The following is a 12345-nucleotide window of genomic DNA, read 5'->3' on the forward strand; positions in this document are numbered from 1 at the left end:
AATAAAAATCTTAAATTTGCAGCCACTAAAATCAACCTCTGACGAAAAAATCGTGTATGTTGCTTTTACGCAACAATAAATAATTATAGAAATGGATTTAGTAAAATTTGTTCAAGACGAATTTGTAACAAAAAACGAATTACCAGAATTCGCAGCTGGAGACACTATTACAGTGTACTACGAAATTAGAGAAGGAGATAAAGTTCGTACTCAGTTCTTTAGAGGAGTTGTTATCCAAAAAAGAGGTAGTGGAGCTTCTGAAACATTTACTATCAGAAAAATGTCTGGTACTGTAGGTGTTGAGCGTATCTTCCCAATCAACTTACCATCTATTCAAAAGATCGAAGTTAACAAAAGAGGTAAAGTACGTAGAGCTCGTATTTTCTACTTTAGAGGTCTTACTGGTAAGAAAGCAAGAATTAAAGAAAGAAGACACTAAGATTTTCTTTCGTTTAAGAAGCAAAAGCACTGTGGTTTCACAGTGCTTTTTTTATGCACATTTTGTTAATAACCCCTCCCTTTCAACCTGTTGATAACTAACTAGTTAAAACCAATGAAATTCCAAAAAATCTTCTTATATTTGAGAAAGAGTTTACAAATAAGTGACGTCAGAAAATAGTTAAACTATATTAATCACACAAAGTAAACCATTTAAAGTAACGTTCTTTATATATTTTGTTTTTAAGCTTAGAAAAGCTAAATACCATCGTAATTTTTGATTAATTGTAAGTTATTAGTAATTTATAATTTTCTAGTTATAAGTTTATAAGTATTATTGGTTTTAAATTTAGCGAATCCGTTTAAAAACATCGAAGTAGTAGTTTTATAAATAGATTTTTTATAAAATGAAGCTTCAAATTTGAAGTAGTAATGTAGTTTTTTCTACGGAAGAAACATAAACACTGTTTTATTTGATGATGTAGCAATACAAGTCAGTGCTCTTATTATTTCAGGAAAGCCATGTCAATTACAAGAAATTGTTTGATATGGCTTTTTTTTTAATAACAAAATCTCCATTTCCAATAATTATATTATCATTTTCACAATAAAACACCTTAATTAATAATAATTTATCAGCGAAAAACTCATTCGTAATTCTTAAATTTGCATCACTTCAAAATATAATTTAATTATTACATATAAATATGAATAAGACTGCTAAAATTATGTATACTAAAACGGATGAAGCTCCAGCATTAGCTACTCGTTCGTTTTTACCTATCGTAAAAGCTTTTACAAAATCATCTAACATAGAAATAGAAACCAAAGATATTTCTCTTGCGGGTCGTATTCTTGCTAATTTTTCAAGCTACTTAACAAAAGAACAACAAGTAGAAGATGCTTTAGCTTTTTTAGGTGACTTAGCCACAAAACCAGAAGCTAACATTATTAAACTTCCTAATATTTCTGCTTCTGTTCCTCAGTTAAAAGCTGCTATTAAAGAATTACAAGCTTTAGGTTACGCATTACCTGACTACCCAGAAGAAGCTACTACCGATGAAGAAAAAGCTGTTTTAGCACGTTATAATAAAGTAAAAGGTTCTGCAGTAAACCCTGTGTTACGTGAAGGAAACTCTGACCGTAGAGCTCCTAAAGCTGTTAAGAACTACGCAAAAAAGAATCCTCATTCAATGGGAGCTTGGAGTGCTGACTCTAAAACACACGTTTCTACAATGACATCAGGTGATTTTGCTCATAGTGAAAAATCGGTTACTGTACCAAATGCTACTGATGTACAAATTGTACACACTGATGCTAACGGAAACAAAACTGTTTTAAAAGAAAAAGTTTCTTTACTAGCTGAAGAAGTTATAGATGCTTCTGTAATGAGTAAAAAAGCTTTATTAACTTTCTTAGAAGAGCAAGTTAAAGACGCTAAAGACAAAGGAGTATTATTCTCTTTACACATGAAAGCAACCATGATGAAGGTTTCTGATCCTATCATTTTCGGACATGCTGTTCGTGTTTTCTTTAAAGATTTATACGCTAAACACAGCCAAACTTTCAAAGAAATTGGTGTAGATGTAAACAACGGATTCGGAAACTTAATAAGCAATCTAGAAGAATTATCTGCTGATAAAAAAGCAGAAATCTTAGCTGATATTGAAGCTGTTTATGCTAACAATCCTGATTTAGCAATGGTAAATTCTGACAAAGGAATTACCAACTTACACGTTCCTTCAGATGTAATTATTGATGCTTCTATGCCTGCAATGATTCGTACCTCAGGACAAATGTGGAATAAAGAAGGAAAACAACAAGATACCAAAGCGGTAATTCCTGATAGTTCGTATGCTGGATTATATCAAGAAACTATCGATTTTTGTATCAAAAATGGTGCTTTTGATCCAACTACTATGGGAACCGTTCCTAACGTAGGATTAATGGCTCAAAAAGCTGAAGAATATGGTTCTCACGATAAAACTTTTGAAATTGCTGCTGATGGAAAAGTTGAAGTGATCGATGCAAACGGAACTACTTTATTAGAGCACACTGTTGAAGCTGGTGATATCTGGAGAATGTGTCAAACTAAAGATGCACCTATCCAAGATTGGGTAAAGCTAGCTGTTACTCGTGCAAGAGCTACTGACACTCCTGCTGTTTTCTGGTTAGGAAAAGAAAGAGCACACGATGCAGAAATCATCAAAAAAGTAGAAAAATACTTACAAGATCACGATACTACTGGTTTAGAAATTAAAATCTTATCACAAGTAGAAGCTACTAAATATACTTTAGAAAGAGTTAAAGAAGGAAAGGATACTATTTCTGTTACAGGAAACGTATTACGTGATTATTTAACAGACTTGTTCCCTATTTTAGAATTAGGAACTTCAGCTAAAATGTTATCTATCGTACCATTAATGAATGGTGGTGGATTATTTGAAACTGGTGCTGGTGGATCTGCTCCTAAACACGTTGAGCAATTAGTAGAAGAAAATCACTTACGTTGGGATTCTTTAGGAGAGTTTTTAGCGTTGGCGGTTTCTTTAGAACACTTAGGTGAAACAAATGACAACAATAAAGCAAAAGTTTTAGCAGAAACTTTAGACGATGCAACAAGCAAGTTGTTAGATAACAAAAAAGGGCCTTCAAGAAGAACTGGAGAGTTAGACAACAGAGGTTCTCACTTTTATTTAGCTATGTACTGGGCGCAAGCATTAGCCGCTCAAGACAATGATGCAGAATTAAAAGCTCAGTTCGCTCCTATTGCTGAAAAAATGGCTGCAGAAGAAACTACCATTGTAAATGAATTAAACACTGTTCAAGGAAAAGCCGTAAACATTGGCGGTTACTACGAACCTAATGATGGTTTAGCTGACAATGTTATGCGTCCTAGTACTACTTTCAATACTATTTTACAAAGCATTTAATATAGTATAACAACTTATAAAACAAAAAGCAGGTGAGAAATCACCTGCTTTTTTGTTTAAAATAAGAAAACCAAACAACTTACTAATAATTCCCCCAAATTATTATATAATACCCCATTAATATTGTTAGGCTTCATATAATAAGACACTCAAAAATTATAAACGTCACACTTCTTCCTTAAACTTTTAAATTAGTAAATTTGAAGCATGAAGTTTACCAAAACGACCGAGCAAGATTCTAAGTACAACAACTTAGAGCAGATGAGTATTTCTGAATTATTAACAAACATTAATAATGAAGACAAAACAGTTCCTTTAGCTGTTGAAAAAGCTTTACCGCAAATAGAAAATCTAACCCAACAAATCGTTCTAAAACTAAAAGAAGGTGGACGATTATTTTATATGGGCGCAGGAACTAGTGGTAGATTAGGAATTGTTGATGCCAGTGAATGCCCTCCTACTTTTGGTGTACCGCATGAGTTGGTTGTTGGCTTAATTGCTGGAGGAGATTATGCCATTAGAAAAGCGGTAGAATTTGCTGAAGATTCTACCACACAAGGTTGGGAAGATTTACAAAAACACGATATATCATCTAAAGATGTAGTAGTGGGTATTGCGGCTTCTGGTACCACTCCGTATGTAATATCAGCTCTAGAAAAATGCAATGAACACAATATAATTACAGGCTGTATAACCTGTAATGAAGGAAGTCCGTTGGCACTTACAGCACAGTTTCCTATTGAAGTTGTGGTTGGACCTGAATTTGTAACGGGTAGCTCTCGAATGAAAGCTGGTACCGCTCAGAAATTGGTTTTAAACATGTTGTCTACTGCAAGCATGATTCAATTAGGAAAAGTAAAAGGAAATAAAATGGTAGACATGCAACTATCAAACAACAAACTAGTTGATAGAGGCGAAAAAATGTTAATGACTGAGTTACAGATTGACCAAAAAACCGCAGCAGATTTATTAAAAAAACACGGAAGTGTTCGAGAAGCGATTAAAAATTTCAACAATGAGTAACACTTCTACTTTAGAAAAAGGCATCAAAAAACTCCTAATCTTTTTAGGATTACTTATTGCATCTCCACTGGTATTAAGCATTGCTTTTAAAGCAATCCGCATATTTAAAGAAGCTCCAAAAGTTTTCTTTGCTTATGCTTTATTGGCTATTGGTATTTTGCTAACCCTTTTTACCGTATATTTCGGTTTTAAAACATTTAAAACCTTGCTAGATTACCTTTTTGAGAAAAAGTAACACCATACAAAAACTTACGAATTGGGAGCATTGGCCTTCAGCCATGTTTTACCTCCCTAACCTACCCTATGCTTTTTATTTAGCGTTAAGAGCTAAACATTTAACTTTTTTCAGCGCTACGAATCCCTGTATAAAAAGTTCAGGAAACGGAACAGAAAGTAAATACGAAACCATTTTATTGGTTCCTGAAAAACACCGTCCGAAATCAGTTTTAGTAAAAGCTACTACTAAATTTGAGGACGTTCTTTTTGCTATCAATCAACAACAAATAGCTTTTCCTTTAATTGCGAAACCAGATGTTGGTTTCAGGGGATTATTGGTTCAAAAAATAGCTTCCGAAGAAGAACTTAAAAACTATCTTGAAAAGTATCCTATTAATATTATTATTCAGGAGTTTTTAGACTACGAAAATGAATGTGGCGTTTTTTATCATAGAAATCCGAATGAGCAAACAGGGCAAATTTCTTCTTTAACCTTGAAACATTTTCTATCAGTAACAGGAAATGGTAACGCAAATCTAAAAGAATTAATCCTTGCAGATGATAGGGCTAAATTATACGTCGATTTATTTGCTGAAATCCATAAAGAAAAACTCGCTTCTATTCCGAAGAAAAACGAAATCATAAAACTTACAGCGGTAGGAAATCATTCCAAAGGAACACAATTTATCAATGGTAATCACCTTATCAGCAAAAAGTTAATTAAGACTTTCGATCAACTAAGCAAAGCTATTCCTGGTTGGTACTACGGAAGGGTTGACATAAAATACAATACGTTTGAAGAATTAGAAAACGGTACCGATTTTAAGATTTTAGAAATTAACGGAATCATCGCTGAACCTACGCATATTTACGATTCTGAAAACTACACCTACCTAAAAGCTTTAAAAGCTATTAGAGCGCATTGGAAGTCTCTTTTTTGCATAGCAACTACCAATCACACCGATTTTAACACACCATATAAAAATCCTTTTCATTTCTTAGGTGAAATACTCGTTTTAAAAAAATACACAAAAAAAATTAGGCATCTTTCAAAATAAGAAAACTTTTTTATTACATTTGTCTCAGATACAGAACCTGTATTCTAAGAATCCCCCGAGTCTTAGAAACCAATTAATTAGCTCACTGAATGGAAAGAAAACTACTCTTTTCTTTAATTCTTATTTTTCTGTTAACCCCTATTTTTGCTCAGGTAAAAATTGGGAACAATCCTTCTTCTATACACTCAAATTCCATTTTAGAATTAGAAAGTTCAGACAAGGTTTTAGTTATTAGTAAAATGACTGACACTCAAATGAACGCAATTCAACCTTTACGAGGTGCGTTGGTGTTTAACACCGATCGTAATTGTGTGTTTATGTACAACGGAACCGCTTGGGCTAGTTTATGTACAGGAGGTGTAGGAGGCGGAATTAACGTAACGACATCGGGTACTGCACCTAGCAGTAATAGTTTAGGTGATTTTTGGATAAACGATACGCAAAATAACACAACACATATTTGGGATGGCAGCAACTGGATTGCTATCGATAACAACCCGAGAAGAGGAAACGGAAGTCCGAATGCAAGTACTGCCCCTAACCCTACTGCTGGTGATGTGTATGTAGATAGCAGTACGGGAATTATTTATGCTTACGATGGCACTACTTGGGTAAACTCAAACACAACGCCATCTGCCAATAACGGTTTGTTAGTGAATGCTAACAGCACCATTCAGTTAGGCGGCGTTTTAATACAACCTACCGTTATTGAAACCGATGCTACCAATACCTTAGCCATAACAGGTTTACAAAACGGAGATGTTACTACAGATGATATTGTAACTGTTGATAGAACCACAGGCGTCCTTAAAAGAGCTCCTGCCAGTAACTTATTGAGAGAAGAGGTAACTGACATTATTGCTACTGACGGACAAGTAACGTTTACAGGGTTAACGCTTTATACTACCGACAAGATAAATGTATATAGAAACGGAGTACGTATTGATTTTACAATAGACAACCCTACCACCATAACCATAGAATCTGCAGCAACTTGTTACGCAGGTGATGAAATACGAATCGTTCAATTATATTAATATAAAACAAAAATTAAAAAAGTTTAATAACGCAATCAATTCTTTAAAATTATGAAAACAATTACAAACAAATTTAAAATCGCGCTAGCTGCTGTTGGTTTATTAGCTGTTGGTACGGTAAGTGCGCAGCAAATCTCTGGTGATGCTACAGAAGCAGATGGTACAACTACAATTGGAAAAAGAGAAGATGTAAGCAAATCATCACCTCTTAATGGTACAATAAGAGTCATAGACAACAAAGGAACTAAAAAATTCTTACAAGTTAAGAATGGTTTAACTCTTTTAACTGATACTAGTACTGATGGAGGAGTTATTTCTACTTGGCAATTAGGTGGTACTTTAACAGACAACACTTATATTGATGCCACTGGTAAGACCTTTTCTTTAGACGGTCTTAAATTAGTGCCGCCAGCTACGGCAGCCGCTACGGCAGCTAATGATCAAACTGTCGGTTCTAATGGTATTGCTTTAGGTTCAACTGGTACTGCAAGTACAGATACTGGATGGACAGTATTAGTTCGTGATGAAGCAACTGGTGAAATACAAAAAATATTAGCTTCAGACTTAGTGACAGCAGGAAGAGCAGAGTTTCCAATAACAAACGATGGCGATGTTGTTGTAACTGCAGCTGGTTTAGCTATGGGAACATCTATAAATAAAATATCTGTTTACAGAAATGGTGCTAAACTAAGAGCTGGTGTAGATTATACCCTTACAGCAGATGACACTATTACTCTTGACACTAGTGCTCCAACTCCTAATGACTGGACTACCTATGCTGGTGACCTTATTGAAGTACAATGGGTAAATTAATTTTTTTTTATGTTTAATAAAACTAAACATACAAAACTTTTTATACTAACTTTTGCATTGGTACTTTTTACTTTAAGTACCAATGCACAAGAAGTTAGGGTTATTGACAATAAAGGAACGATACAAAAAATTAATAATAACCTTGTAAACACTACTAACGACGGGAATCCACCCCCTAACCCTGTTGAAGGAGATGTTTGGTTTGATACAACCAGCAACGAAATAAAGGTTTATGATACTGCAGACGGTTGGAAATTAATTACCTCTACAACAGCTCAAAACATTTATACTGTCGACGATAATTTAACATCAGATAGAATTTTAAATGGAAATGGAAATTCTTTAGATTTTACAAACTTTAGTCGATTTGATATTCGTAACTCTGGATTCACTAACATAGAATCTACTGGATCTATAGCTTTAAGAGCTACAGGCGGTCTTATAGATTTAATTGGAAGTAATACTAGAATTAACGAAGATCTTATATTAGAAAAAAATCTTATAGACATAAATAGCTCTGCTGGAACTTCTGGTCAAATACTAAGCTCTACAGGTACCGGTGTAGATTGGATAGACAATCCTGCTTTGAATAACTGGCTAATTACAGGTAATAATGGAACTACTAATGCAAATTTTTTAGGAACGATTGATGATGTTAAAATGCAAATCCGTTCTAATAACGTTTCTATGCTAGAGTTTGGTAGAAGACAAACATTAGGCTTAAACGAACCAACTAGAACTGATTATAACAACCCAGATCAATCGTTAGTATATTTAAATGGTTCTGATGGTGTATCTGCATTACAATTTAGAGCTGACGGTGCTAGCTTTTATAAACCTATGTTTTATACAACTTCTAATGGAAGTTTTAGGTTAAAAGGTAGTTCTGGAGGTACTGATTTTTTTGAAATAGGTTCCGCTGGTCCTACTAATGACGGTCGTTTGGAGTTTGTTATTGCCGATGATGGAAACGAACCTATTGTTTTCAAAAGGTTTGACTATAGAAATGGAGAGTTCTATAAAGAGTTTTTTAGAGTTCAAGGATCTAATGCTACTGAGAATGCTAAAACACGTTTTGGTATTAATATTAATCAGAATCAATATTCTGTAACAGACAATATAAATGCACCTTCAAACGGAGGTGTTACAAACCCTAAATTAATAGCTAATTCGACTTTACAAATTGAGGGATCTGTCTCTAAATCTATTGAACAAATTAACTCTAACACTACACTTAATGAAGACCATCATACAGTAGTTGTTACAGCTAACGTTACAATTAATTTTCCTACAGCAAATACCTGTAAAGGAAGAATCTACATAATTAAAAATGTATCTGGTGGAAACATTAATTCTTCTACTTACAGAAACGAATCAAACACAGATACATCTACGATAAACAATAATACTACATTAAAGGTACAGAGTGATGGAACTAGATGGGTAAGTATTAGTAATATTCTAAACAATATTAATAATAATTGGAAAGTTACTGGTAACTCAGCCACAAATCCTACAAATAATTTTATTGGAACTACTGATGCTCAAGATTTATCTTTAAGAACAAACAATACTGAAGCAGTTAGAATTCTTCAATCTAATCAAAATGTTGGTATAAATACCACTATCCCTTCTGAACGTTTAGATGTTAATGGTAAAGTACGTATTAGAGACATCTCTACTGTTACTACAAATAATGACATTTTAACAACCGATGCAAATGGTGTTGTGCAAAAAAAAGTATTAGTAGACACTCAAGCTAACAACAGTATAACCAATGGAGCTAACGGTGGAGTGTATTACAACTCACCAATAAAAGCGATGGGGAAAGTAAACGAAAATGGTTCTTCAAATAAACCCCTCTTTAATGCTAACTCTACACGAATTACTTCTGGAGGTATTAACGGTCATTACCAAATTACATTTATCAATCCATTGAGCAATGCAAACTATATAATTCAATTAACTTGTTATTCAAAAGGTTCAGATTACGTAGCTATTCCAACTTATTATAATCAAACTGTTAATGGCTTTGAAGTTTATATAGAATATAATCGTAATAGATTTTGGAGACAAGGAGGTACACTCAGAGGATCATCAGTAGAAAATGGAAGAGAAAATGTTGAATTCATGTTCACAGTTTATGATTATTAAAAACATTTCATGAAAAAATATTACTTCATATTTTTTTTCTTTGGTTTTTTAATCAAATTTTACTCCCAAGAGGCTTTTCAAAACAACGGATCGATACAAATACATAGTAATGCAGAAGTTGGGTTTCATACCAATATAGTAAACAATGGCACTCTAGATAATTATACTGGTTTTGCTGGTTTTTATGCCGATACTGAAATTAGAACTATTTCAGGAACCAATAAAATTACGTTTTTTAATGTTGAAATTGATGCACTACAAAATCTTGAGCTATACAACTCTCTTGGGGTACGTAATCAATTAGACTTTATTAACGGACAAGTAATTACACCTAGAAACAACACCAATATCACACTCGATTTTATCGATTATGATTTTTACGCAGGTGAAGACGATGAGCGGCATGTTAACGGTTATACTTCTTTAAACCAAGGAAATAAAAATACCGCAGATTTTACCTTTCCTGTGGGAGATGGCACGATGTTACGTCCGATGAGCATTCCGAATGCCAATAGATATTATACGTTTAAAGGAGCTTATTTTTATGAAGACCCTAATTTTCCAACAACATTTACTGCTAATTTTTTAACTGATCAAAAACAAGCGATCATTGAAAATATTAGCAATATTGAATTTTGGGATTTAGATGGAAATAATGAAACTCAAATTACATTAACATGGAATTCTCGAAGTGATATTTCAGCCTTAGCTAATACTATTTCTCAACTTATTGTTGTAGCATGGAGTAAAACTGAAAATCAATGGGTAAATTTAGATGTATTAGAAGTTACTGGAGATTTATATGAAGGAACAATTACCTCTGCTGCCTTTGTTCCTGATAACTATGAGGCAATTACCATTGGTTCTTTGATGAGTGACGAAATAAAAGACAACAATAATAATATTTTAATCTCTCCAAATGGCGATAATCTAAACGATTTCTTAGTTTTTGATGAAGTTGAAGAATACGCTCACAATAAATTAGTTATTTACAATCGTTGGGGAACTATTGTCTACCAAACAGAAGACTACAAAAATAACTGGGACGGTACTTCTAACGGAAGAGCTACCATTAACAAAGAAGACAAACTTCCTGCTGCTACTTACTTCTATTATTTAGAATTAGGAGATAAACCTAACACCTATCAAAAGCATAAAAAAGGGTGGGTTTATATTAACCGATAATAATTACTCAACTAATATTTTCTTTGGAGTTGTTGGATTGTAGCCAAAATCTGCGTCAGGCAATTCTATTCCTAATTGATGTATGATGAACCCAATACTTGCAAAATGATGTATCGCATGACTATGCGCTTGTATCAATGCGCTTCCTAAGGTATAATTTGCCGTAACTTTTCCTGTCCCCAAATCATCTGTAACAGAGATAATTTCATCAAAATCTTCTGATTGTAAACAATGTAATTGAGCAATTACTTCGTTAAAATAAGCGATTCCATACGTTGTTTTTTCTTCTGCTAATTGGTTTCGTTCTCTATCAGAAAAATCTACACATTTTTTATCGAGTCCGTTAAAAACACAAGCAAAAACATCCAAAATATGTCTCATATTCGCTCCTATACTTGAATAGTAAGGAGGTATTGATTTATCGCTGTATTGTTCGTCTGTTATTGCTGTTAATAGTTTAATTCCTCGTTGTAAATTTTTCTCGATAGCTTCAATCATTCGTATATATAAGTTTTAAAGTAAGTTGTATAAATATAGAACTTTTCAGCAGAAGAAGTAAATTATTTTTTAAACCAGAAGTAACACACTGAATTACAGTTTTATACAAAATAAATCAACCTTAAAAAACACTTCAAAAAATCAGTCTTTTCATTTTTTGGCACGTTCTTTGAAAATTACCCTAACAAATGCGGAAGCCGAAAAGCATATAGAGTAAGCATAACCCTAAAATTAGCAATTATGAGAACAGGGATACTATTATTATTAGCAATGATGTCTTTAAGCACAGTAAAAGCAGACGACAACATTACAAAATCAACTAGCAAAATTGGGGTTACTATTCGCCACAACGACGCAGTTACCTTTGTTGAAAGAGGAATTCAATTTCATGTATTTTTAAATGGTGATTTCGATTTTAACACACATTACAACAGATATTCTGATTACGGAGTACGAATTAACAGAGATAGAAGCGGACGTGTTAGAAGTGTAGGTAATGTACATATTAATTATGATCGTAGAGGTAATGTTACCCGAATTGGTAGTGTGTTTATGAAATACAAGTTTGGTAACTTATTTAAAGTAGGTAACCTACGTATTCAATATGATAGATGGGGAAATCCTAGATACAGAGGATTTGTAAAACCAGGTAACCACCACCATTATGACGATGATCATTACTATTACGATGATGGATTTGGGGTGAATATTGATATAAACATTGGTGATATTTTTGATTATAATGATGTTTATTTTTACAGAAAAGATTTTACCAGAAACTATCGTCAGTTTAGAGAGGATAACGACTTTTACTACTACAGAGCGTTACCAAATGCTAAGATTGGTAAAAAGAGTAAAATAATTAAAAGACGTAAAAACAAAGACAATAAATATTACAAAAAAGGAAAGTCTGAGCAAAGAGGAAAATCAAGAAGAAACCATGATTAATAAAAAAATCCCTCATCAAAATTGATGAGGGATTTTTTATTC

The 12345-nt window shown here is 33.3% G+C and carries 11 protein-coding genes; 10 read left to right on the forward strand and 1 reads right to left on the reverse strand.

Features of this window, described 5'->3' with window-relative positions:
* Positions 1 to 91 precede the first annotated feature (91 nt).
* From rplS to ACR9ES_RS04020, 9 genes are all read left to right on the forward strand, one after another.
* The gene (rplS, locus tag ACR9ES_RS03980; protein ID WP_274633975.1) at positions 92 to 439 is read left to right on the forward strand and encodes a 50S ribosomal protein L19; all 348 of its coding nucleotides are present in this window, start codon (positions 92 to 94) and stop codon (positions 437 to 439) included.
* Between the two features lie 706 nt (positions 440 to 1145).
* Positions 1146 to 3371, forward strand: coding sequence for an NADP-dependent isocitrate dehydrogenase (locus tag ACR9ES_RS03985; protein WP_435255191.1), 2226 nt, complete (start codon positions 1146 to 1148; stop codon positions 3369 to 3371).
* Positions 3372 to 3578: 207 nt separating this feature from the next.
* Positions 3579 to 4394 (forward strand): N-acetylmuramic acid 6-phosphate etherase, encoded by an 816-nt coding sequence (murQ, locus tag ACR9ES_RS03990; RefSeq protein ID WP_435255192.1) that lies wholly within the window; start codon positions 3579 to 3581, stop codon positions 4392 to 4394.
* Complete coding sequence (locus ACR9ES_RS03995) at positions 4387 to 4629, forward strand: DUF6095 family protein (protein WP_435255193.1); 243 nt, start codon at positions 4387 to 4389, stop codon at positions 4627 to 4629. The genes murQ and ACR9ES_RS03995 overlap by 8 nt, the downstream gene beginning before the upstream one ends.
* On the forward strand, positions 4616 to 5668 hold the full coding sequence (locus tag ACR9ES_RS04000; protein WP_435255194.1) for a D-alanine--D-alanine ligase: 1053 nt from the start codon (positions 4616 to 4618) through the stop codon (positions 5666 to 5668). The genes ACR9ES_RS03995 and ACR9ES_RS04000 overlap by 14 nt, the downstream gene beginning before the upstream one ends.
* 89 nt (positions 5669 to 5757) lie before the next feature.
* Positions 5758 to 6705 (forward strand): hypothetical protein, encoded by a 948-nt coding sequence (locus tag ACR9ES_RS04005; RefSeq protein ID WP_435255195.1) that lies wholly within the window; start codon positions 5758 to 5760, stop codon positions 6703 to 6705.
* 51 nt (positions 6706 to 6756) lie between these two features.
* Positions 6757 to 7518, forward strand: coding sequence for a hypothetical protein (locus ACR9ES_RS04010; RefSeq protein WP_299008438.1), 762 nt, complete (start codon positions 6757 to 6759; stop codon positions 7516 to 7518).
* A 9-nt stretch (positions 7519 to 7527) separates the two neighbouring features.
* On the forward strand, positions 7528 to 9672 hold the full coding sequence (locus tag ACR9ES_RS04015) for a hypothetical protein (protein WP_435255196.1): 2145 nt from the start codon (positions 7528 to 7530) through the stop codon (positions 9670 to 9672).
* 9 nt (positions 9673 to 9681) lie between these two features.
* Entirely contained in the window at positions 9682 to 10857 is a 1176-nt protein-coding gene (locus ACR9ES_RS04020) for a gliding motility-associated C-terminal domain-containing protein (RefSeq protein WP_435255197.1), read from the forward strand.
* Between the two features lie 3 nt (positions 10858 to 10860).
* On the opposite strand, the gene ACR9ES_RS04025 is transcribed toward ACR9ES_RS04020, so the two are convergent.
* Positions 10861 to 11355 (reverse strand): DinB family protein, encoded by a 495-nt coding sequence (locus ACR9ES_RS04025; protein WP_435255198.1) that lies wholly within the window; start codon positions 11353 to 11355, stop codon positions 10861 to 10863.
* 240 nt (positions 11356 to 11595) lie between these two features.
* Here ACR9ES_RS04025 and ACR9ES_RS04030 point away from each other — a divergent pair, with 240 nt between their 5' ends.
* Positions 11596 to 12303 carry a hypothetical protein gene (locus tag ACR9ES_RS04030; RefSeq protein ID WP_435255199.1) on the forward strand — a complete coding sequence of 236 codons (708 nt, stop codon included), beginning with the start codon at positions 11596 to 11598 and terminating at the stop codon, positions 12301 to 12303.
* Positions 12304 to 12345: the final 42 nt, after the last annotated feature.

The organism is Tenacibaculum sp. A30 (genome assembly GCF_051200845.1).
In the GTDB taxonomy this organism is placed as follows: Bacteria; Bacteroidota; Bacteroidia; order Flavobacteriales; family Flavobacteriaceae; genus Polaribacter.